Here is a 24,228-nt window from a genome sequence, read left to right on the forward strand (position 1 = left end):
ATGGCAAAGAGTAGATTAGATCGTATGCCTAGTAATGATCTGAATGAAATGGAAGAGATTGATTTATTAGAATTATTTCGTGCGGTTTTGAAATATATTAAATTGATTATTGTGTTATGTATATTGTTTGGAGTCTGTGGTTTCTTTGGAACTAAGTTATTGATTGCTCCAACATATACAGCTAGTACATCGATTTATTTAACACCTCAGATTAGTGAGAGTGGATCTTTGGATTATAATTCGCAGATGGCGAATAGTAAGTTGGTTACGAATGCTGTTAATTTATTAACGCAGAATAACATTATGTCTGAGGTAGCTAAAGATGTTGGATTAGAAAGTGCTGATAGTGTTAAAAAGCTTGTTAGTGTTAGTAATGAATCGAATACAGAAATTATTACCGTTACTGCTACAACTACAGATCCTAAGTTATCTAAGGATATCGCTAATGATACAGTAAGTACTTTTACTAAGACTATGCAGAAGAATTTGAATGTTCGTAATATTGAGGTTGTGGATCGTGCTAAGTTGTCTTATGTTCCTAGTGGACCTAATATTAAGAAGAACACAATGCTTGCTACTTTAGTTGGTGGTGTAATTGGTGTTGGTTATGCGGTATTAAGATTCTTATTTGATAATCGTTTGCGTACGAAAGAAGAGGCAGAAAAATATTTGGGTATTCCTGTTTTCTGTGAGATTCCTGAATTATAATGGCTAAGTTTATAGATATTCACTCACATATCGCTTGGGGTATAGATGATGGTATGCCTTCGATTGAGGATGCTCAAAGTTCTTTGAATCAAGCTCTTTCTGATGGATTTGTAGGAATCTGTAGTACACCACACTTTATTCCTGGTCAATTAGATGTTTCTATTTATAATGAGATTGTTTCTCGTCAAATGGAATTAAAGGAAATGAGTCCGATTCCTATTTATTGTGGTGGGGAAGTCATGATGAATAGTGAATTTATTGATGGATTGGATATGGATTTATATCCTACATTAAATGGATCTAGATATATGCTTGTAGAATATAATGTTCTTCGTGATATTCATTCAATTGATTATAGAGATGATTGTTTGTATGAATTGAAGGTAAAGGGTTTTGTTCCTGTTATTGCGCATATTGAGCGTTATTTTCATTCAGGACTTGATTATTCAATTATTGATAATTGGATTGATATGGGTTGTGTTCTACAAATCAATCGTACTTCGATTTTAGGAATGCATGGAAAGACGATTCAATCGAATGCATTATCTTTATTGGATGATGGATATTGTGATGTGATTGGTACAGATACACATAGATGTAGTGGACATCGTATTTCTAAATTGAGTGATGCGTATTCTGTTGTTTCAAAGCGTATTGGTTCTGATAATGCGGATATATTATTTTATGAGAATCCTAAGCGTATCTTGAGTGATATGGATATATTAAATATTGAGGTTGTAAAGAAAAAGAAGCGTTTTAGTTTCTTTAGGAGATAGAAATGGCAAAGAAAAAGAGAAATCAGTTTGATGTAGATGAGATTTATCGTGGGTTGCGTACAAATATTGAGTTTAGTCAAATGGATGAGGCTATGCAGGTTATCACTTGTGTAAGTACGGTTCCAAATGAAGGAAAGAGTACTATAGCTTGTAACTTGGCTCGTATTATGGCAGCTAAATATAAAAATGTATTATTAGTTGATTGTGATTTAAGAAATGCATCGGTTCATAAAACGTTACATATTTCAAATCGTTCAGGACTAACAAATATTATTTCTGAATTTCAAGAAGGTTTAAGTATTAATTCTTATGAGGGTGTTCAACAAGTTCAATATGATGGTGGACAAACATTGACTGTTATTACAGCAGGTCATAGAGTACCTAATCCTAGTGAAGTATTAGGATCTAAAAGAATGGGACGCTTTTTAGAACAGGCTCGTAAAGAATTTGGATATATTATTATAGACTCACCACCAATGGCCATTGCATCAGATACGATTCCATTGAGTAATGTGAGTGATGGCGTATTATATGTAGTGGATGCGAAATCTTCAGATAAACGTAGAGTTAAAACTGCTATCAATGACTTAAAACGTAATGGTGGACACGTGATTGGTGTTGTATTAAACAAAGTGGATATGAGTGATGAAAACCGTTATGGCTACGGATATGGATATGGTTATGGAGGAGACGATGATGGTAAAAAGAAATAGTTTAATATTCCTTACAGCTTTTGGTCTACTTCTAACAGGCTGTAGTAAATCTGGTTTAGAAATCACAAAAGATGATATTTTAGAAGTAGCTAGAGATGATGCGAATGCCACAAAAAGTGAATGTGAAAATGTATCAATCAAAGAACAAAAAGGTTCATATATTGTTTCTTTTAATACAAATGGTGGATCTTATGAATATAAGATTGGTAAAGATGGTATTATAAAAGAGCGTAGTTTTAAGCGTGGTGCTAAAGAAGAGACTACTGAAACTGAAAAGGTCGAAGAACCAGTTAAGAAAGAAAAATCAACAACTAGTAAAAAAGAAGAAGAAAAGTCTTCAACTTCATTTGATGAAGGTCAACAACAGGCAATCAATGCGGTATTGGCAAATTCTGGCTTAGAACAAGATGATGTTACGAATATTACTTGTTCTTTAGATTCAAATACAAACCAATATACAGTTACATTTGTATTGAATGGTGTTACTACTACAGCTGTTGTGGATGCAGCTACATTTACTGTAATATCTACAATTTTAGGATAAGCATACTACCTTCCAGAAATGGGAGGTTTTTTTATTTTGTGTTGGTATGTTAAAATTGATGTGATGAATATATTAATGGAGAGGTAAACTAATGGATTCGTTTTCTTTAGAAGAAATGGTTGATAAATTTTTTGATATGACTGCTTCAGATGATAAGTTTTTAGAAATGATTGAAGAGTCGAAAAAATATGATGTGTTTAATTTGATTTCTAGAGTTTCGGCATTAAACTTATTGCATCAAAACCAATCAAAATCACTTTTATTAGATACATATATAGATGGATTGTTACATGAATCTTTAGATTGTTTCGATTCTAAATATAAGATTAGTCAAGGGAAATTTCGTAGAATTATTAATGGAATTTCTAACACGAGCTTAAAACTTTCGATTGATCCACCTGAAAATATGTTTGCACAAAATGTAATGTTTTATGGTAATTATAGAGTTTTAAATGGAATTGATCAGACCCCGGCATATAATCTTCAACAAATGATATCTAGTTTATTTGTCGGTGTTAATTCTTATCCAAAAGAATTTTTGGATGAGGTATATATATTGGTATATGCTATGCTTCATATTTCAGAAGATATAGTCTGTTCTATTAAAGATATTGAAAACAATCATGAAGAAGATGAAGGAAATGAAATAATTATACCTTCTTCTGAAGTATTAAATCATTATTCTGAGTTAGTTGTTTTAGTTGGTGATACTTTTAGAAAGTTTCTTCATTATAATAAATATTTATTGGATCTTGTTACAATTGAATTTGGAGTTGAGTTTGAAAGTGATTCGGATAATAAGTCATTTTATACGTGTCCATTTTTATACAATGAGGAATTAGATCAATACATTCTTCTAAATGCTGGGTTATTACCAACGGCTCTAGTATATTGGATTTTGACTATAGCTAAAAAATATGGAATATATGAAAACATAATGGAAAGTTATAATCAGCGTATTTTTAATGAGTGTAAGCATTATTTGTCGAATTTAGGACATAAAAAAATACTAGAATCTCAAATGGATATTGAATTGTTTAGTTGTGATGGGTATAAGGAATATATCGCAAGTGTTCATAATAATCAGCTTATGATTGTGATGTATGTGTATGACTTTTGTAAGGATTATACTGCATTTACATTACATTCAAAGGGTGAAACGGTTGATAATGAAATTATTGATGGTCGTTTATCTTATCTTTTTTCTAAAATCGAAAATTTTGGAATAAAAAAAGAAGATGTATTTTTTACAGTGATTACAAATTCCATTGGAAGATCTATATCTTTTGGATTTAATAAAAATGTTTATTATTATACACCATTATCAGTAAATCCATTTGAACTGATGTGTATCAGTATAAATGAAAAAAGTACGACTATGTTTATACCTAGATATTTAATGGCGAAAAGTAAATTAAACACAATTGATACGGGTCTAGTGAGTGAATTGAATTCGATTGAGTTGTATCGGGAAAATCATTCTTTCTATATGAGTGATGATATATCGGCTGGTGAGGTTACAACTATTTTTACTCTAGGAGATTCCATTGATTATATTATCCGAGCTATTAAAAAGGAAGATAAAAGATGTGTTGAGGGTACGGAAAATAGTACTTTTGCAGAAGTTGTTCTTGAGGATGATATTAGACAGATTTATATTGAACCAAATTGTGTGTATCGAAATGAAATTTGTTATTATTTGGTGTTTGATCATTTTAATTTATGGATAAAAGCCAATGATTTTAAGGATGGAAAACAAATAGATTTATGTCGAATGCTGTTAGACATGCTTTCATATTGGCTTTCTGAATGTAGGTTTGTTTTAAATCAAATTGATGGTTGTAAAAGAACTTATGAGATTCATTTAGTGTTGACGAATGAAGCAGATCAATATCAATTGTTCGACAAAGACATACACTCATTGAAAGAAACATTAGAAATTTGTGATACCTTTCCGGTGTTGGAATTATGGGTTTCACCTGAATCGTTTCAATATTTAAAATGTAATGATAATTCAAGAGAAAAAGAATTCATGCAAATCGTAATCAAGCATTTAAATAAAATGATTACTGGGAATAATAAATTAGACTTAAATATAGATTCGTTGTTTATAAATCCTATGCGAAAGAAACTTCATTTTATAAATTATCAAAATAATCCATGTTTTAAGCCAGTTTTTAATCAAGACAATCATTTTGTGCATGATGAAGATGAAGATATGTTACTTGATGAAATAGGAGAAGAATTAATACGTTCGGGTCAGTGGGGTATTGGTGTTGTTCGTGATAGTAAACAAAAATCAGACCTTATGCATGCTGTAGTTGATATTTTGTTTAAAAAACTGCAAGATGAGGTTAGTGTATTAGATTCAAAGAATCTTCTGGAAATATTCTATGATGATTTAGAAAAGCTTTTATATAAAAATGTATTGATTCATCAAAGATATGCTCAAGATATTGCTTGTTATCCTGAAAAGGAACAAGATATTTTAGAAAAAATCAATACTGACAATAAAACTTCGGTCGCTTTAAAATTCCTTGTAGAATATGTTGCAGCGATTCCTCCAAAGGGGAATGTTCCAATTGGAGAAGGTCAATATGAACGATTATTGGCAATTTGTTTCTTGATTATTGATTGGTCTTATAAAAATGATTTATTCTACTATAAGATATTTGATACACCAGTTGAAATTCTAAAATCGCATCGTGTGGGTTTGAAACACGGTGAATTTGAACATATGTATACTGTGAATCAGACTGTCAGAAAAAATCAATTATTATCTTCTTCAACTTTTAAAGATGCAATTCAATGGGTGGAGCGTAAAAATTATTTAAATGATATTGATATTGTGTTTGAAAAAGAGTTTGGATATACTTTAAAACAGCTTGTTGATTTTGTGGAAGGTTTAAATGAATATAGTAAAACATTAAAAGGTGATACGGTTTTTACGGCAAAAACGAATGAAATCATAGAATATTTAACTACAAATTATTCAGAATTAGACAAGGATACAATTTCATTAATAATTGAATCTGTTTCTTTAAAGCGAAGAGATAAATATCTTCCTGCCCCTAAACCATTTAGAAATGAGGATGTGTATCCTTGGAGATTCAATAGAGAATTATCATTTGTTCGACGACCTATACTTATTCGTGATGATGAAATGATTTGGGGAAACCGTCAATTAAGCCATATGATTCTATTTGTATTGGATTTAATTGATAATGGTAAGTTAAAGACAAAATCTAAAGAAATGGAATCACTGATAGGTGAAATAAGTGATGTCAGAGGTGCTGAATTTAATGAACTTGTTTATCGAAAATTAAAAAGTTTTAATACATTTGATGTATACTCCAATGTAAGTAAAGTAAACAGAAATAAAATAGCGGAAAACAAAAATCCATTAGGGGATATAGATGTTTTGATTATTGATAAACAATATCATAAAATTATTGCAGGTGAGGTTAAAGGATTTAATGTATCAAGAAATCCATATGAAATGTATTTAGAATATAAGAAAATGTTTGAGAGCACTAAAAAGAAAAGATGTTTCTACGATAAACATAGCCGTCGTGTAGATTGGTGTAGTAATCATATTGAAGATTTTAAAATACAGTATAATCTTGAAGATGTTGAATGGGAAGTCGTTGGTTTATTTATTTTGGATCAACCTTTAATAAGTACAAAAATTTATCATAAAGACATAAAAATGTTGACGGAAAAAGAACTATCCGTAGAAAATATTAGAAGTGTTTATTAGTTAGTTAATCAATATGTAAAGGAGTAGTTTATGATTCGTTTAGAAACACATTGCCATACAAGATATTCAAAAGATAGTCTACTTCTGCATTCACTATTGTATATGAAGTGTCGCTTGTGTCATATTGATGCGATTGCGATTTGTGAACATAATAATATTCAGGGTGCATTAAAATTTAAAGAATATTGTTCAAAAAGAAAGAATAGAGTCTTTGTGATTGTTGGAGAAGAAATTATGACAACATCAGGAGAAATTATTGGACTTTACTTAAATGAAGAAATACCTGTTGGATTATCTTGTGATGAAACAATTGATCGTATTAAGAGTCAGGGTGGTGTAGTATATGTACCGCACCCTTATGATGAAAAGAGAGCTAAAACAGTACTAGATGAGGATTGTATTTCTTCGAATTCATATCGTATTGATTGTATAGAATGTTATAATGGTAGAAATGTAGAAGAGAAGTATTCTGTTATGCAGGAACGTATTGCCAACAAATATGGCTTAGTAAAAGTAATAGGTTCAGATGCACATACTTTAATGGAAATTGGTAGAAACTATATGGAAGTGGATTTTATTCCTAGAAATAGTTTAGAGTTTAAGAGTGTTATTCAATCTTGTACTTTCCATACAAAGCCATGTATAAAGTTGGCTCATAAGGTGACTAAATGTGCTAAGTTAATTAAAATGATCGTAAAGGGGAACTTCAATGAAATACACAGAGTTATCAATAGAAAAATTAAAAAGTGAATGTAATAGTTGGGCTAGAGAATTAAAGAAAACATATTGTCCGGATTTAGTGATTTATGTAGCTAGAGCAGGCTATTTAATTGGTAAAGAGATGAGTGAGGTCTTTGAAGTGCCAATGGTAGGAATTAGTGCAACACGTGAGGGAAATAAATTAAAGGAGATTGTGGGTCCTATTATTTCTTTAATGCCTAATTTTGTGCGTAATTTCTTGATAAGTATGGAATTAAAATCAAATACGCATGACAAGAATACGGAAAGAAAGATTCATTTTCATGAAAGCTTAGAAAAGTTAAAGGGACAATCTTTTGATCGTATTTTAGTTGTGGATGATTCTGTTGATACAGGGCATTCAATGAAACAAGTGGTGGATGCGATTCAAAATGAGTTTAAAAATGCAGAGATAAAGATTGCAGGATTAAATGTATGGGATAAGAGTAAGAATATTATTCATACGGATTTTGCGCTTTATGAAAATACAGTGATAAAAGCACCTATGTCTAAGGATTCATGTGAATATAAGGAGTTTGTGCGTATTTATAATGAAGAAACTAAAGAAGGAACTTTATAAACAAAATCCGTAGATGTATGGTTTAGCGAGTTACCTACATAATGATTAAGGGGTACATAGAAAATTTTGACTTCAAAGAACATATTGCAAATATCGTATAGGTAATAAGGCATTTAGTATTTTCGATGTATGATGCTCCTAATGCGGTGAAAAATTGAAACAGCCAAGGAATCATCAGATAGCAAAAGTCTTGACAACTATCAATTGATAGTACATACTGTCAATAAGGAAAGAAAGGATGAGTGGCTACGAATAGAAATTCAAGAATTGACTCCAAAGAATTCGTAGAGCAGTTTCTTAGTGAGTTAAAGGCGATATTAGAATCAGATACATTTGAGATTGAAAGAGATTTGGATATTCTTCCTAAAAAGAGAAATGAAAGTGCAACGGATCCTTATACAACAATAAATACAATGGCAGATTTAGAGTTTGATGCGAACGATGTGTGTGAAGAACTTAAAGCAATCACGGTAGAAGATTATGCTGAGACGATGTTAGATGACAGAAATGTGACTGCTCCACCTTTCTTTGTGTTCTATAGGAATATTCAGACAAGGTATGTGTATATTAAGGTAAAAATTAGGGATAGGGCGACTGGAAAAGTATTTTGTGTTTCTTTCCATTTTGCCCGTTATCCTAAACCTAGCCCATTGCCATATGAGGGTTAAATTTTTGTGAGAGGAGGATACCAAAATGAAGGACAATTATTTGATCGAGAAAGTTGAAAGATATTGCCCTCTTTGCGACAAAGTACACTTTGTAGAAAAAAGAAAGAGAATTGGCGAAATGCTGATTAAAAATGAGGTTACCTCTTATGAGGAGGTTTACTTCTTTTGTCCAGAGAGTGTTGATTATGAAGAAGATGAGTTTGTATCTGCAGATTTAATGAATCAGAATCTTCAGAGTGCAAGAAATGCATACCGAAAAAAGCATGGTTTGCTTACGTCTTATGAGATTGCAGAAATTCGAGGATTATATGGAATGAGCCAAGCGGATTTGGCCGTTCTACTAGGATGGGGAGAAGTAACCATCACAAGATATGAAACAAAATCGATTCAGGATGAGACCTATGATCAGCTGATTCGTATGGTAAAGGATGATCCGTATTATGCACTTGAGAGATTGAAAAAACAGCGTGAAAAGTTCTCAAAGGAAAAGTACGAGATATTGCGAAGTGCAATCCAGCATAGAATAGAGACAATCGGTATTGAACAGTTAAACAGAAAAACCATTGAAAATCGCTATGTACAATTCGATGGACCTTGTGAGTTTAATGGATATCAGGTATTGGATTTAAACAAACTTGGAGCAACAATGGCATTTTTTGCACAGTATTGTAAAAATTTATATAAAGTAAAATTGATGAAGATGCTTTGGTATGCAGACGCATTGGCTTATAAACAAAGAGGTCGAGCAATAACCGGATTGGTTTATCAGCATAAAAAATATGGAGCATTGCCTATTGCAAACTCAGAAATTATTTATCTTCCACAATTGACAGTAGAAGAAATAGAGAGAGAGGAAATGGTAAGTTACCATATTCAAGCAAAATCAGGAGTGTCTTTAGATGCTTTGACACCAGAAGAAATAGATATTATCTACAAGGTGGCTAATAAGTTTAAGAATTCTACAACAAATGACATTATTGAGTATATGCACGCAGAAGATGCTTATCAGGAAACACTAATGCAGCAAATCATACCATTTTCGTTATGTACCACATTGAAAGAATTCTAAAAGGTAGATTTAAATACTCAGCATGGTATCGAGTTTAATATCTGAGATATAAGAGAGGTGTTACCAGACGAGCTGATTGATACTCTTCAAAATGTACAGATAGTAGCATTGGATGAAAAAACTCATGCACAGGCAATAGTAGTAACCGCAGCGCTTGCAGCGGCAGGTGAAGTGGTTGTACCTATTCCGTTTTCTGACTGTGCACTTTTGTTTCCAACTCAGCTCACAATGATAGTGTCGATTACGGTAATATTTGGGTTTGATGTAAATAAGAGTATTATTAGTGCACTATTATCATCAACAATAGGAATTATGAAACTTGTTTTTAAAGGTGATATAAGCTGAATGATCTCGGAATAAAAAAGGGTAAGGAAACAATGAATACACTTTTTGCGGATGTGATTCAAAATGAGTTCAAAAATGCAGAAATTAAAATTGCAGGATTAAATATATGGGATAAGAGTAAGAATATTATTCATACGGATTTTGCGCTATATGAAAATACTGTAATCAAAGCACCTATGTCCAAGGATTCAAGTGAATACAAGGAATTTGTGCGTATTTATAATAGGGAGACGAAGGAGGGCACGTTGTAGTATCTATGTCAAAAGAAATGAAAGTTGTTGTTTATCGAAATTCAGAAACTGAAAATGGAGTCGAATATTCGCTGATTTATGATGGTACTGCTTCAATTACTGATACAACAACCGCAAGGGATGTATTTGATCCTTTAGGTATTGAGGTACCTTTAAACGTATACTTATGCTTTAAAAATGAACAATTTAATGATAAGTACACTCGTGTTATAGGGATGTCCTATTATTTTGATGATGGAGTATTAAAGACCAATTTTGATCCTATAGATGCAAAAATTTTTGAACTTTACGAATATGGTTATGAATTTGATCATCTTGAATTTTTAGTTGATACACTTGGCGGTATTGGTGCTGGTGGAGCACTTGATTTTCTTAAACAATTTTATGATGCTGCAAATGAAATTTATAAACAAAATCCTCTGGCATTTGATTTATTAATTCTGAATTTTCCAAGAATTAAAAAATTATTTACTAAGGTATTTGATATAATCCAAAACAATTTACATTGTTATGATTCTTTTGAACAAGGTATAAAGTTTCAAAAGGAATATACTTTGGATTCATTTACAAAGGCTTTACAACTTGAAGAAATTCGTAATATTAATAATACGATAACTTATTTTCAAATGGTAAATGCTTTTCTGATTGTGTTTGGTTATAAATACGATTATAAAAATAAAAAATGGATCAAGTCATGAGTAGAGGATGGAAGAGGGTACGTAGATTTGTGCTTTTCTTCTTTTTTTTATATAATATATAAGATTTTATATTTGGAGATTTAGACTATGTCAAAAATAGGTACTTTAAAGATAACGATAGAATTTATATTTTATTGGATATTAATTAATTTCCTGCAAGAAATCAATGTCTTGCGTTTTTATGGAGAGTATACAATTAAGCTTTGTGCTTTGTATTTTTTAATGCAGTTGTTGATTGGGCGTTATCAAGGAAAAGTGTTATTGATGTATGATGAGATTCGTTTATTGATTCTTTCACATTTGGGTTTTTTCTTTGGTAGTTTTTTGATTTTCCCATTTAGTTCTTGGACGGTTCGTAAAATATATGGGTTCTTATTATTAACGCTTGTCTTATTTGTGTTTGCGGGTTGTAATTCAAGATATTCGCATAAAATATTCCGTCAGCGTTATAAACATAATACGTTAATTGTAGGTACGGGTCATACGGCTGCACAATTGGCTTTTGTGTGTCGTGGTAATAGTTATTCATTACTAGATGTACAGGGCTATGTGAGTTGTAAATCGTATGGGATTCATCAAGAGCAGGTTGTTTCTAAAAAGCAGACGATTGAATTGGATTCGGTGGATGAGTTTATTCAATCGCATAATATTGATACGGTATTGATTGCGATTCCAGAAATCAACAAAAAGAATTTAAACCGCTTGTTTGAGTTATTTAAAGGTAAGGTATTGAATATTAAATATTTACCTCAGGTAACTGGCTTAGTTACGTTTGATACGAAGGTTGAGGATTTTGATGGTATTTTAATGATTTCAAATTCTCGTGGTGTCAATCAATTGGGATCTTATATTTTAAAGCGTTGTATGGATATTTGTGCAGGGCTTTGTGGAATGATCATTTTAATTCCTTTAACGGTTTATGTATTCTTTAAGAATCGTATGGAAGGCGATAGAGGGCCTGTCTTCTTTACGCAGAAGCGTATTGGTAAGAATGGTAAGGAATTTAAGATGTATAAGTATCGTACAATGGTGCTTGGTGCAGATCAGATTCTAGAGGATTTAATGGTAAGTGATCCTAAGATTCGTGAAGAGTATCAAAAGAATAAAAAGCTCGCAAATGATCCTCGTATCACAAGTGCAGGACATTTCTTGCGTGAGAAGAGTTTGGATGAATTCCCTCAATTTATCAATGTGTTCTTTGGACAAATGTCTTTGATTGGTCCTCGACCGTATTTGCCTAAAGAAAAAAGTGATATGGGTGAATATTATGAGGACGTGGTTGCGTGTAAGCCTGGCATTACGGGTATGTGGCAAAGTCATGGTCGTAGTGATGTAAGTTTTGAACAACGTTTAGTATTAGATGAGTATTATTATCGTAACTGGTCATTTTGGCTGGATGTTACATTGCTTTGTAAGACAGTAAAACAAGTTTTATATGGAAGGGGAGCTGTTTAATTATGAAGAGTAAATTTTCTAAAGCATTAAGTATTCTGTTAAGTATTGTATTGGTGATTTCTTCATTCTATTTATTGTATCAAGTAATTCGTTTGAATGTATTGCCATCTAAATTCTTATTTCCACTTACGATTGGTGTGGTTGTATTAGATGCCATCTTTGTGTTATTACTTGTGTATTTTAGTAGGAATGTGGTTTCTAAAATTATTTGTATTGTATTAACTCTAGTTGTTTGTGCTGCATCCTGCATGGGTGGGTATTATATTTCAAAAACCCAAGGTGCTTTGAGTAATATTACGAGTGTTGCCAAACATGCCAAAAATACAGTGAGTGTGGTTGTCAAAGAATCAAGTTCAATTAAGAATAAGTCTCAATTGAATGGTATAAGTGTTGGTAGTTTACGCTTGAATGAACAGGGTTCTAAAAAAGCACTTAAGGAATTGAATAGTGAAGGTATTGTTTTAAATCAAACTGAATATGATAGTATGACCGCTTTATTAGAAGCTTTCTATAATGGGGAAGTGGATTCTATTATTATTAATGAATCAAGTCGTAGTCAAATCTTGGATATGGAAGCTTATTCGAACTTTGATTCGAATACGCGTGTTGTATATCAAACTTCTTATAAAGTTAAAAATAATGATTCTGCATCTTCTGTAAGTGATATTACTTCCAAACCATTTAATGTATTGATCTCTGGATCAGATTCTCGTGGTGGATTTGATGAAAATGGACGAAGTGATGTGATTATGGTTGCGACTGTTAATCCTAAAACACACACGATTCTTTTAACTTCTGTACCACGTGATTTCTATGTCACAACAGCTTGTGATGCAGGAGATGGATGTATGCAAGGAGCTTTAGATAAGATTACGCATACAGGTATTCATGGTACAAATACGACAAAGCGTACTGTAGAACAATTATTGGGTATTGAAATCAACTATACATTCAAAGTTGGTTTTGATACAGTAACAGAACTTGTAGATGTATTAGGTGGCGTGGATGTTTATGTAGAGCCTGGATATGCTACTACGACTTCAGAATTTAGTGTGCATGAAGGTGTCAATCACTTAAATGGAGAACAAGCACTTGCGTTTGCGCGTGAGCGTTATTCTTATACAGAAGGAGATCGTCAGCGTACTAAGAATCAACAACAAGTTCTTATGGGTATTGTAAAAGAGGCTACAAAACCAAGTGTGATTACGAATTATGCAGCCATTATGGATACGATGGCAAATACATTCTCTACGACAATGTCAAATGAGGAGATTACGGCTTTAATTAAGTATCAATTAAACAACAATCCAACTTGGAAGATGGAGCAGTATATGGTTGATGGTACAGGTGATACTTTAATGTGTGCTGAACTTGGTGATGCTGCATCTGTTATGGTTCCAGATCAAAGTACGGTTAAAACGGCTAAGGATAAAATTAATGCTGTTCTTGCAGGAAAATCGAGTGAGGATGTTCAGTAATATGTCTAGCGATGATTATATTGCTTCTCAAGTAGATCCTTGTATAAGAAGGTATGAGGGTTTATCAGATAAGTATCATAAGATTCATATTGGACTAATGATTGCGTGTTTTAGTTCATTTATGGCAGTGATTGTACTAAATGTAATTTATATTATTATCCCTGTCATTTGGCTTGTTCTAGCAAGTATTGTATGTACTCTAGGCGGTTTATTTCTATTCTTCTTTGATAGTTTGAATGGATACTTAGAAAAGTCTTTGGATTATAAACACAAAGCTGAATGTTTGGGTTATGAAAAGCATTTATACCAGGCTAAAGAGAATGGCTTTAAAGGTTTTGCTTATCGTTGTGAAAGATATATGTAGGTAGTGAGATGGTTATATTGACCATCTCATTTTTTTAGCTGATTTGCCAAAAGGGTTGGAATTATTATATAATATGAAATTGTGAGCCACATAGAAGTTTATAGGAGATTATTTTTATGCCTAAAAAAAATGTAAAGAATGGTAAAAAATCAAATAGAGTAATCAGTAAATTTTTGACAATATTCATGATTGCAGCTTTGGCATTATTGATTTTTCAAATCATTAATTTGAATTTATTACCAATGAAACTCATGATCTTAGTGTCTTTAGTCTTAATCATATTGACTTTGATTATTATATTAATGTTGCATTTTAAAGCTCGTAAGTTTTTTTCAAGACTTTTAATGGGACTAATTGCACTATGTATGTGTGCTGGTTTAGCTTTTGGCAATTATTTTATTTTTAAAACGGATAATACTTTTGACAAGGTGACAAGTCTTGCGGATAGTAAGGCCACTTCTACTTCGATTGTTGTTTTAAAGGCTTCTTCGATTGAAAAAGAGAAGGATCTTGCTGGTGCTAAGATTGGTACGATCATGGATATGGATGAAGAGGCTACAAGTCGTATGTTGAAGGATTTGGATTCAGACAAGATCAAATATACGACGAAGGATTATTCTTCATTGGATGATATGATGGAAGCTTTATATGATAATGAAGTAGATGCGATTTGTTTAAATGAAAAGTATCGTGATATTTTGCATGAGGGGGATTCTTATTTTAATTTCCAAACGGATTCTCGCGTCGTGCATCAAAATGTGCATTATACAAAAGTTACTAAGACAGATAATCCAAGTGATCCAGTAAATAATATTACTAAGGATACGTTTACTGTATTAGTGAGTGGTAATGATTCGTATGGTACGTTACAAGATTCAAATACGCGTAGTGATGCCAACTTATTATTAACGGTCAATCCTAAAACAGGTACGATTTTAATGACAAGTATTCCTCGTGATTATTATGTAGAACTTGTTTGTCCAGACAATGAAGAACAAGCTTGTCCTGAGGGTAGTTATGATAAATTAACACATTCGGGTTTAATGGGTGTTAAGAGTACGGAAAAGACAATTGAAAAAGCTTTGGGAATCACAATTAATTATAATATTCGTATTAACTTTTCGAGTGTTGTAAGTTTAGTAGATGCTTTAGACGGTATTGATTTGGATATTAAAAAAGGTGAAGAAGTCGATATCTTCTATACGAATTCTCAGCCTGGTTTAAGTGTTGGTAAGCATCATGTGGATGGTGAAACAGCATTAGCTTTTGCGCGTGAAAGACATGCGTATGCGGATGGTGACAACCAGCGTGTTCGTAACCAACAAAAAGTATTTAAAGCCATGTTTAAACGTATGATCTCACCTAAGATGATCACGAACTATGGTAAGTTTATGGATGCCTTAGCGGTTGCGTTTGATACAAACCTATCTGGTAATGAAATCAGTAAGTTTGTGAAGTATGAATTAAATTCAATGCCTAAATGGAAGATTGAATCTTACGCAATCGTTGCGGATTCAGATACTAAATTTTGTTATCAAGCACAAAGCTATGCGAGTGTTGTAGTGCAAAATGATATTATGAATGAAGTGGCAAGAAAGAAAATTCAAGCTGTCATTGATGGCAAGAGTTCTGAAACTGTAGAAGATCCTTCTGGATTCTCTCAAACACCAAGCAAAGACAATGCGATTGGTAATACTGCTGAACTTGAAGCGATGGGCATTATCAATAATAGTGGATCTTCATCAAATTATAGTAGTAATGATTATGATTATGATTATGACTATGGCAATGATTATAGTTATGGTAGCAGCAATGATTATGATTATGATTATAGTAATAACTATGATTCAAGCTATGATGATTCAAACTACTACAATCCAGACGATAACTATTATGGTGAAGATAGTTATGATGATACGGCTGGTTAAAACTAAGATACCTTTGGGTATCTTTTTTAATGCGTAAAATGCAAGGTATGGAGCTATGCCAGTTGTAAATTTCAAGGATATTGAATGGAAAAAAGAGTCGCTCAAAAGAAACGTGGAAATATCTGCGTTCCTTCTTTTTTCTCAGTATGGCACAGTATACGCAAAATATCATATTGTTTTCCCATTTCGGAAACTTTTAGTTTATTCACCCTAATATTTTCCGCTATCGCAAACAAATCAGATACGAGGCAAAACACCTTTTCTAAACGTGTACATTTTAGAAGGTAGGTTTTGTTTTGGTTGTCATGGTTTTGTTTATCCAATATTTTTTTTGAGCTTTCCTCATCATTGCAATTGTATATTATCATTTAGCAAACAGACCAATGCATTTTCTAATGAAAATGCCAGATAAACCAATAGACACAAAGGTGATTCAATCACTTATGGCACGTGTTAAAACAGAAGAAGCAAGAAAGGGAATACAACTTGCAGATCGATTATCGGATATGATTCTATTTCACACTCGGGTCTAGGAAAATGGTAAAAAGATGGAACAGCCTTGGGATAGTGATTCTATTATATTCTGTATTTATAGGGATAATAGTTGATTTTCTGCGGCATGTAAGGCATAATACGCATAGAGGATACGTATTAGGGTGAAGAGCCCGTATATCTATTCAAATTTAGGGTGAAGAGCCCGTATACTGAGGGTAGGTCTGTACGCCTACCCGTTTCTTTTGTTTATTGGAGAAAAGAATATGAGATGTATCTTAATGAATAAAAATACACCTGTATTAGAGGCTGAATATATGAGTGGTGTTGGTGTATTCACGAATATATATGCGTTGTATAATACGGACTATATGCCTTATCGTTTGTGTGTTTCATGTGTTGAATTGAGTGAATGGTTTAAAAATCGTGGAATTCCATCTTATAGATACCGGTTGGATTTGTTAATGCACCGTTTGAATGTACATGCACCAAGTGAATTATTGGATAAGGCTTTTGGCTTATCTTTATCCGATCAATATTGGTTGAAACCAATAGATTTGAATATATCCCATGATAAGATCAATTTCTTTGAAAACGATTTTGAATACGCTCCATTCATGGATGCTTCTTTATCAAAGAATACGAATTGTATTCAAAATGAATCTTCATTATATTCTCCAAATAATACAACGGATGGTATGTTAAGAAAGGCTTGGATTATTGAAGATGGTATTCGCTATTTATTAAAGGGTGGGTATAAAAGCGAAACACTACAACCTTTTAATGAAGTCTTGGCTAGTGAAATTTGTAGAAGACTTGGATTTAATCATGTTGAATACTCTTTGGCTATCTACAAAGATATGGTTGTCTCTAAATGTCCATGTTTCATTGATGTCAATACAGAGCTTATTACAGCCCGTCAAATTATGAATGACTATGATTCTTATATACATAAATTAGAGTCTGAAGGTATTGAGGATGCTCGTATTAAAATGGAGAATATGTTTATTTTGGACTACTTAATGTTAAATGAAGATCGGCATTTAAATAATTTTGGCATTATTCGAAATGTGAATACACTCAAATGGGTCGATGTTGCACCTATATTTGATAATGGACAAAGTCTTAATATTCAATATGATGGTGAATATAAGTTCTTTCATGAAATCAAATCCTTTAATGAAATTATTCAAGTTGTACAAGATTTAAATCGCATTGATATAGATAAACTACAAGATTTACCTGCATGGTTTGATGACTTGTTGCATCAATATCAACATATGACTTCTTATTCAGATCAACGTATTCATAAGCTATGTGTTTTATTAAATCGTCAAATTCATAATCTTAAGTTTTTCTTAAATAGTTGAGATAACACAAGATTCATCTTATAATTGAATCAATCGAAAGGATGTTTGTTATGTATTGTAAAAATTGTGGTCACGAAATTAGTGATGATGCAAAGTTCTGTTCAAATTGCGGAACAAAAGTAGAAGTAGAAGTCGAAGAAGATACTATTGAACCTATTGAGGTTGTTGATAAAACCCAAGCTAAAGAATGGTATTATGTAGAGAATAATGATTCTAAAGGTGCATATACTTTAGAAGAAATGAAAGAATTGATTGAATCCAATAAGATCACGGGGTCGACTCTTGTATGGAAGGCTAGCTTAAAGGATTGGCAAAAACTAGAGGATAGTGAACTCAATGAATTTTTGAGCGTGGATGAAGAAAAGAATTGGTACTATGTAGAAAACAATGATTCAAAAGGACCTTATTCACAAGAAGAAATGAAAGGTTTTATGGATGCGGGTATTCTTTCAGACAATAGCTTTGTATGGAAAACAGGTATGCAAGATTGGACGCGCTTAAAAAATACGGAGCTTGCAGGAAATGAAATGCCTGAACCAGAACCTACACCACAACCTTCTTATTATGGTGTCAAAGAAAAGAGTATTGCCTTAAATGTAGTATTAACGTTTGTGACATGTGGATTGTATGGTCTATATTGGCTATATAGTATTGCCAAAGATTTAAATGATCTATGTGCAAGCCAACACCAAGAAAAAGGACCCGATCCATTCCTTGTAGTTATATTAAGTATTGTCACTTGCGGTATTTATCATATCTACTATATGTGGAAGGCTGGTAAGATGGTTTCAAGTCTAACTAAAAATGGTCAACATTTAAGTGATGATAGTGTTATCTTAATGGTATTAGCCATTCTACAATTATCATTAGTTTCTTATTGCATCCTACAAAGTAATATCAATGGACTCACAAAAAACTAAGACTTTAGGAATAGTTCTTATACTATTCCTTCTTTTATTATTCTACAAATGTCCTATTCAAACACTTACAGGCTTTCCATGTCCAGGATGCAACATGAAAACAAGCCTATATTATTTACTACAATTTAAATTCTCTGAATCCATCTATTATCATGCACTACTTATTCCAACCATTGTTGTATTTGTATGGATTGTATTCAATTCTAAGAATCAAGAACGAATAAAAAAACTATTGATCATCTGGGCTGTTCTAATGATTATCTATTATATCTATCGAATGCTTGTTTATTTTCCGAATAGTCCAATGGTTTATGATAAAAATAATTTAATTTATTTCATATTTAGACACGTATAATGTCAATTAAAGATGTATTGTGAAATCAAAAGGAGGACAAGAATATGTCAAACATTTATTTCACAATTACAGGTTTAAACCATTATTACGGAAATGAATTTCTAGAAAAGGAAATGGTCGTATATCTAAAGAAAGATAAGGACAATGAATATGATAGGGAAGCCATTAGTGTCAATCTTGCAGGTCTAGGAAAGATTGGATATGTTGCGAATAGTCCATATACAGTACTAGGAGAAAGCTATAGTGCTGGTAGATTATATGATAAGATTGAAGATGAGGCACAGGGTAAGATCAAGTTCATTCTAGATAAGGGAGTTGTATGTGAACTTGTAGAATAAGTGTATTAAAGAATTGGAATAGGTATAGGTAAGATGTGGTATCAGGGTGACAATAACGTATTGGATGAGCCAAAAATATATTTAGATGGTTCATACAAAGATTTTGGATATGGATTCTATTGTTCTTTTGAAGAAAAACAAGCTAAAAGATGGGCTTTAACTAAAAAGAATAGACATGTTGTGAATGTATATTCTTATACTGAAAATAAGAATTTAAATTGTCGGATCTTTAAAGAGATGAGTGATGAATGGCTAGACTTTGTGGTTTCATCAAGACAAGGTGAAAGACATAATTATGATATTGTCGAAGGTCCAATGGCGGATGATACAATTTGGAATTATGTAGATGACTTTGCGCGTGGATTCATTTCTAGAACTGCATTTTGGGAGTTGGTTAAATTCAAGTATCCTACACATCAAATTGTATTTTGTACAGAAGCCGCTTTGAAATGTCTGGAATATGATAGGAGTTATCAGTTATGATGAACAAATACTTTAATGAGCCTATTGAAGAGAATGATTTGTTCTATATTTGTTTTCTAATTGAAAAAGTGTCTAGACATCTTCATCAGCGAAACTCATATGTTGTGAATAAACTTGGATATGATCCTTTGTATCATTTGATAAGTGTCGCCAATGTCTTGCATAGCGAAAATTCAGATCAGGTTGTTTATGATGTAATTGAAGAATATGGGTTAAAGCAGGGCAATTTTCATATTGAAGATGTAAATCGTGAATTATGTACACATATTCCAACTGAATTGGATATGGGAAAAGTATATACAAGACTTATAGTGGATACATTATATCCAGATGAAGATTATATTGAAGGTATATTGAGAATCTACAATGATGAAATTTGCAGAACATTAGACGATTATAATAATGGTTCCTATTATGAACCTTCTTACGTGATTGCGCGTGCATATAAGAATGGTGAGTTTTAAATAAAAAAAGATTGTGGACTTATTGCTCCACAATCTTATCTAAACTATGAATGAATTCTACAACCATCTTACGTTTGATGTCATCAATTCGAACAAGTTTATTCAAGGCTTCGATTTCATCTTCATTATCGAGACAAACGATTTCTCTTCTTAAACGATCGATTTCATCTTCTAAACGATTTTGTTCTTTAATATACTGTTCATGAACAGCTTTGATTTGATTGTATAATTGATTATCCATGTTTACACCGCTTTCTTTAATCATCATATAGTAAAGTAGAGAATAAAACAACTTATTTTTCAAAATGATTTGAGTTTTTACTTTTTCTTTGATAAACTAAATTCAAAGCGATGACAAGAAGGAGTAATTTACAACTATTCTTTAGAGAGCAGGCGGCTGGTGAAAGCTTGTGTGTAGGGTAGATGAAGGTAGTCTTTGAGTTGAATTTATGAAACTAAGTAGTAAATTTCGTGACACAGCGTTAATGTGAATGAGAATAAAATTAGGTGGTACCACGTCAAGCACGTCCTATGGGGATGTGCTTTTTTATATTTACGGAAAGGATGATTGTGGATGACGTTGGAAGCAAAATATAATCATTTAGCAGTAGAAAATGATAAATACCAAAATTGGATTGAAAAAGGATATTTCACAGCGGGCGATCTATCAAAACGCCCATATTGTATTGTGATCCCTCCACCAAACGTAACTGGAAAGCTACACTTGGGACATGCATGGGATACAACACTACAAGATATTTTATGTCGTTATAAAAGATTAAAAGGCTATGATGTATGCTGGGTAGCCGGAATGGACCATGCGGGTATTGCGACACAGGCAAAAGTAGATGCTCGTTTAAAATCAGAAGGAATTTCTCGTTATGACATTGGTCGTGAAAAATTCTTAGAAAGAGCATGGGAATGGAAAGAAGAATATGCTTCTACCATTCGTAGTCAATGGGCTAAATTAGGTTTATCTTTAGATTACAGTCGTGAACGCTTTACATTAGATGAAGGTTTATCACAAGCTGTTCGTAAAGTCTTTGTAGACTTATATAATGATGGACTAATCTATCAAGGTGAAAGAATCATTAACTGGGATCCTGAAGCCAAAACAGCATTGTCTAACATTGAAGTAGAACACAAAGAAATCATGGGTCACATGTATTACTTTAAATATAAAGTCGTAGAAACAGGACAAGAATTAGTGATTGCGACAACTCGTCCAGAAACAATGTTTGCCGACCAAGCTATCTTTGTTCACCCAGATGATGAAAGATATAAAGATATCGTTGGAATGCATGCGATCAACCCTGCAAACGGGGACGAACTTCCAATCATGGCCGATGATTATATTGACATGAGCTTTGGTACAGCTGTTATGAAATGTACGCCAGCACATGATCCAAATGACTTCGCATTAGCTAAAAAATATAACTTACCAATGCCAATCTGTATGAATCCAGATGGAACTATGAATGACATGTGCGGTAAGTATGCGGGTATGGATCGTTTTGAATGTCGTGAAGCTTTAGTCAATGACTTTAAAGAAGCAGGTGTAGTTGATCATATCGAAGAACACTTACACCAAGTAGGACACTCAGAAAGAACAGGTGTTATTGTAGAGCCTTATTTAAGTAAACAATGGTTTGTTAAGATGAAACCATTAGCTGAAGAGGTATTAAAGAATCAAGAAATCGAAGATCAAAGAATCAACTTTGTACCTTCTCGTTTCAATAAAACATTTGAACAATGGCTAGAAAATATTGAAGATTGGTGTATCTCTCGTCAATTGTGGTGGGGACACAGAATTCCAGCTTGGACAAACAAAGAAACGGGTGAAATCTATGTTGGAATGGAAGATCCAAAAGACATTGAAAACTGGACTCAAGATGAAGATGTATTGGATACTTGGTTCTCAAGTGCATTATGGCCATTCTCAACATTAGGTTGGCCAGAAAGTACAGCCGATTTAGAACGTTATTTCCCTAATGATGTATTGGTAACAGGATATGACATCATCTTCTTCTGGGTAGCTCGTATGGCTTTCCAAACACGCTACTGCATGAAGAACCGTCCATTCAAAGACGTCTTGATCCATGGACTTGTTCGTGATACACAAGGACGCAAAATGTCTAAATCATTAGGTAATGGTATTGATCCAATGGATGTAATTCAAGAAAAGGGTGCTGACGCCTTACGTTTCTTCTTAACAACAAACTCAACACCAGGACAAGACTTACGTTTTGACGAAACTAAGATGGATGCAAGCTGGAACTTTATCAATAAGATCTGGAATGCTGCTCGTTATGTTCAAATGCAAATTGGTGATACAAAACCAGAACTAGACATGACTAAGGCAAACAGCGTAGACAAATGGATCTTAGCTCGTTTTAACGAAGTATTAGATCATGTATCTACAAACATGGATAAATATGAATTGGCCATTGTAGGAAACGAACTATATAGCTTTGTATGGGACGATTTCTGCAGCTGGTACATTGAACTTTCTAAAGCTACTCTATACTCAGAAGACGAAAGCTTAGTAGCCAACACAAAAGCGGTTCTATATACAGTTATGATGGGAATTTTAAAAGTATTATCTCCATTCATGCCATTTGTGACTGAAGAAATCTATTTGAACTTACCTCATGAAAAAGAAAGCTTAAATGTAGAAACATGGCCAGAAAAAGTTGAATTCGAATATACAGACGCTGAAAAAGATGAAATGGCATTAGTAATCAGTGCAATTCAAACGGTACGTGAAATCAAAGTTGAATATGCAATGAAACCAAGTGAAGACTTAACAATTTCATTACACAACGACAATGGCTATGTAGCATTAAATTCAGAATCTACTGCAATCCTTGCACGTATGGCACACGCCACAGTCAAAGAAGATTTAAATACAGAAGATGTATTATCACGTACAATTGAAAAAGCTGTATTAACAGTTGCGATGGATGCATTAATTGACTTAGAAGAAGAAAAAGGAAAACTTGAAAAAGAAATCGCACGCCTAGAAAACGAAATCAAACGTTGTTCAGGCATGTTGAAAAATCCTGGATTTGTCAATAAAGCACCAGAAGCTAAGGTCAATGCAGAAAAAGAAAAACTAGCTTCTTACACAGAAAAGCTAGAAATGACGAAAACACAATTAGATAACATCCTTAAGAAGTTAGGATAGTATAAATTACGCTCAGGTTTCTGGGCGTTTTTTTTAATCGACAAAACATTTGTTTCTACATCTATTTGACTTTCCTTTCTTTCTTTCGCACAATGAGAAAGAAAGACTCAGACGCTGTTAGAATTTGCATCACCACAGCATGTATAATATCATGCTCTGTGATGGATGTGATATGAAACTGATAACTCATCGTGTGCGGCGACACCTGATATCTGCCATAGCTTTAGAAAAGGGTTGGGTATTACCTGATGCAACATCATCCATTCCTTCCTTAATTTGGCTGTATAGCTCAAAGCGGCTGGTAAGATCTTCGTAGGCTTCAATACTCATAACTGCAAGGTCGCCTTTTCCATTTTTCGTAATAAAAACTGGTTCTGGATAATTATGACAAAATGTAGAAATTTCATTGTAATTGTTCCTTAAATCAGCACTTGATTTGATTTTCGGCATAAAAGCACCTCCTTGTTCATAACAAAATTATAAACATATTTTGTTATGAACTCAATGGAGTTACTAAAAGTGTTGGTACAATTAAATCTTGGTA

At 32.8% G+C, this 24,228-nt stretch carries 25 protein-coding genes and 1 other annotated feature; of the genes, 23 read left to right on the forward strand and 2 right to left on the reverse strand.

Features of this window, described 5'->3' with window-relative positions:
• The 22 genes from Q0E86_RS02975 (at position 1) to Q0E86_RS03080 (ending at position 20,497) form a co-directional block, all read left to right on the forward strand.
• The gene (locus Q0E86_RS02975) at positions 1-708 is read left to right on the forward strand and encodes a YveK family protein (RefSeq protein WP_295754450.1); all 708 of its coding nucleotides are present in this window, start codon (positions 1-3) and stop codon (positions 706-708) included.
• The gene (locus Q0E86_RS02980) at positions 708-1,484 is read left to right on the forward strand and encodes a tyrosine-protein phosphatase (protein ID WP_295754451.1); all 777 of its coding nucleotides are present in this window, start codon (positions 708-710) and stop codon (positions 1,482-1,484) included. The genes Q0E86_RS02975 and Q0E86_RS02980 overlap by 1 nt, the downstream gene beginning before the upstream one ends.
• 2 nt (positions 1,485-1,486) lie before the next feature.
• Positions 1,487-2,197: a CpsD/CapB family tyrosine-protein kinase gene (locus tag Q0E86_RS02985; RefSeq protein WP_295754452.1), complete on the forward strand. Its 711-nt coding sequence runs from the start codon at positions 1,487-1,489 to the stop codon at positions 2,195-2,197.
• Positions 2,178-2,741, forward strand: a complete 564-nt coding sequence (locus Q0E86_RS02990) for a hypothetical protein (RefSeq protein WP_295754453.1) — start codon at positions 2,178-2,180, stop codon at positions 2,739-2,741. The genes Q0E86_RS02985 and Q0E86_RS02990 overlap by 20 nt, the downstream gene beginning before the upstream one ends.
• Before the next feature lie 91 nt (positions 2,742-2,832).
• Positions 2,833-6,501 (forward strand): hypothetical protein, encoded by a 3,669-nt coding sequence (locus Q0E86_RS02995; protein ID WP_295754454.1) that lies wholly within the window; start codon positions 2,833-2,835, stop codon positions 6,499-6,501.
• Between the two features lie 30 nt (positions 6,502-6,531).
• Positions 6,532-7,251, forward strand: coding sequence for a PHP domain-containing protein (locus Q0E86_RS03000; protein ID WP_295754455.1), 720 nt, complete (start codon positions 6,532-6,534; stop codon positions 7,249-7,251).
• On the forward strand, positions 7,211-7,819 hold the full coding sequence (locus tag Q0E86_RS03005) for a phosphoribosyltransferase (protein WP_295754456.1): 609 nt from the start codon (positions 7,211-7,213) through the stop codon (positions 7,817-7,819). Before Q0E86_RS03000 ends, Q0E86_RS03005 begins: the two co-directional genes overlap by 41 nt.
• A 242-nt stretch (positions 7,820-8,061) precedes the next feature.
• Positions 8,062-8,487: a hypothetical protein gene (locus Q0E86_RS03010; RefSeq protein ID WP_295754457.1), complete on the forward strand. Its 426-nt coding sequence runs from the start codon at positions 8,062-8,064 to the stop codon at positions 8,485-8,487.
• Positions 8,488-8,512: 25 nt separating this feature from the next.
• The gene (locus tag Q0E86_RS03015; protein WP_295754458.1) at positions 8,513-9,556 is read left to right on the forward strand and encodes a type II TA system antitoxin MqsA family protein; all 1,044 of its coding nucleotides are present in this window, start codon (positions 8,513-8,515) and stop codon (positions 9,554-9,556) included.
• A 57-nt stretch (positions 9,557-9,613) separates the two neighbouring features.
• The gene (locus tag Q0E86_RS03020) at positions 9,614-9,901 is read left to right on the forward strand and encodes a hypothetical protein (RefSeq protein ID WP_295754459.1); all 288 of its coding nucleotides are present in this window, start codon (positions 9,614-9,616) and stop codon (positions 9,899-9,901) included.
• 32 nt (positions 9,902-9,933) lie between these two features.
• A complete protein-coding gene (locus Q0E86_RS03025) occupies positions 9,934-10,152 on the forward strand; it encodes a hypothetical protein (RefSeq protein ID WP_118011531.1) in 219 nt (72 codons plus the stop codon).
• Between the two features lie 5 nt (positions 10,153-10,157).
• Positions 10,158-10,850 (forward strand): hypothetical protein, encoded by a 693-nt coding sequence (locus Q0E86_RS03030; protein ID WP_295754460.1) that lies wholly within the window; start codon positions 10,158-10,160, stop codon positions 10,848-10,850.
• Positions 10,851-10,937: 87 nt separating this feature from the next.
• The gene (locus Q0E86_RS03035) at positions 10,938-12,305 is read left to right on the forward strand and encodes an exopolysaccharide biosynthesis polyprenyl glycosylphosphotransferase (protein WP_295754461.1); all 1,368 of its coding nucleotides are present in this window, start codon (positions 10,938-10,940) and stop codon (positions 12,303-12,305) included.
• A 2-nt stretch (positions 12,306-12,307) separates the two neighbouring features.
• Positions 12,308-13,783, forward strand: coding sequence for an LCP family protein (locus tag Q0E86_RS03040; protein ID WP_295754462.1), 1,476 nt, complete (start codon positions 12,308-12,310; stop codon positions 13,781-13,783).
• A 1-nt stretch (position 13,784) separates the two neighbouring features.
• Positions 13,785-14,147 carry a hypothetical protein gene (locus Q0E86_RS03045; RefSeq protein ID WP_295754463.1) on the forward strand — a complete coding sequence of 121 codons (363 nt, stop codon included), beginning with the start codon at positions 13,785-13,787 and terminating at the stop codon, positions 14,145-14,147.
• Positions 14,148-14,263: 116 nt separating this feature from the next.
• Positions 14,264-16,075, forward strand: a complete 1,812-nt coding sequence (locus Q0E86_RS03050; RefSeq protein WP_295754465.1) for an LCP family protein — start codon at positions 14,264-14,266, stop codon at positions 16,073-16,075.
• Positions 16,076-16,848: 773 nt separating this feature from the next.
• Entirely contained in the window at positions 16,849-17,937 is a 1,089-nt protein-coding gene (locus tag Q0E86_RS03055; RefSeq protein ID WP_295754466.1) for a hypothetical protein, read from the forward strand.
• A gap of 50 nt (positions 17,938-17,987) precedes the next feature.
• Positions 17,988-18,857: a GYF domain-containing protein gene (locus Q0E86_RS03060; protein WP_295754467.1), complete on the forward strand. Its 870-nt coding sequence runs from the start codon at positions 17,988-17,990 to the stop codon at positions 18,855-18,857.
• A complete protein-coding gene (locus Q0E86_RS03065; protein WP_295754468.1) occupies positions 18,838-19,212 on the forward strand; it encodes a DUF2752 domain-containing protein in 375 nt (124 codons plus the stop codon). The genes Q0E86_RS03060 and Q0E86_RS03065 overlap by 20 nt, the downstream gene beginning before the upstream one ends.
• 44 nt (positions 19,213-19,256) lie before the next feature.
• Positions 19,257-19,550 carry an HIRAN domain-containing protein gene (locus Q0E86_RS03070; RefSeq protein WP_295754469.1) on the forward strand — a complete coding sequence of 98 codons (294 nt, stop codon included), beginning with the start codon at positions 19,257-19,259 and terminating at the stop codon, positions 19,548-19,550.
• Positions 19,551-19,583: 33 nt separating this feature from the next.
• Complete coding sequence (locus Q0E86_RS03075) at positions 19,584-20,033, forward strand: DUF3990 domain-containing protein (protein ID WP_295754470.1); 450 nt, start codon at positions 19,584-19,586, stop codon at positions 20,031-20,033.
• Positions 20,030-20,497 carry a hypothetical protein gene (locus Q0E86_RS03080; protein ID WP_295754471.1) on the forward strand — a complete coding sequence of 156 codons (468 nt, stop codon included), beginning with the start codon at positions 20,030-20,032 and terminating at the stop codon, positions 20,495-20,497. The genes Q0E86_RS03075 and Q0E86_RS03080 overlap by 4 nt, the downstream gene beginning before the upstream one ends.
• 19 nt (positions 20,498-20,516) lie before the next feature.
• Here the strand turns inward: Q0E86_RS03080 and Q0E86_RS03085 are convergent, their stop codons facing one another.
• Positions 20,517-20,738: a hypothetical protein gene (locus Q0E86_RS03085; protein ID WP_040466224.1), complete on the reverse strand. Its 222-nt coding sequence runs from the start codon at positions 20,736-20,738 to the stop codon at positions 20,517-20,519.
• 101 nt (positions 20,739-20,839) lie between these two features.
• Positions 20,840-21,032, forward strand: a binding site (T-box leader).
• Positions 21,033-21,071: 39 nt separating this feature from the next.
• On the opposite strand from Q0E86_RS03085, the gene Q0E86_RS03090 reads away from it, so the two are divergent.
• Positions 21,072-23,684 carry a valine--tRNA ligase gene (locus Q0E86_RS03090; protein WP_295754472.1) on the forward strand — a complete coding sequence of 871 codons (2,613 nt, stop codon included), beginning with the start codon at positions 21,072-21,074 and terminating at the stop codon, positions 23,682-23,684.
• Positions 23,685-23,870: 186 nt separating this feature from the next.
• Here the strand turns inward: Q0E86_RS03090 and Q0E86_RS03095 are convergent, their stop codons facing one another.
• A complete protein-coding gene (locus Q0E86_RS03095; protein WP_295754474.1) occupies positions 23,871-24,134 on the reverse strand; it encodes a type II toxin-antitoxin system Phd/YefM family antitoxin in 264 nt (87 codons plus the stop codon).
• Between the last annotated feature and the right edge of the window lie 94 nt (positions 24,135-24,228).

It is taken from the genome of uncultured Holdemanella sp., assembly GCF_934754935.1.
Classification (GTDB): domain Bacteria; phylum Bacillota_I; class Bacilli_A; order Erysipelotrichales; family Erysipelotrichaceae; genus Holdemanella.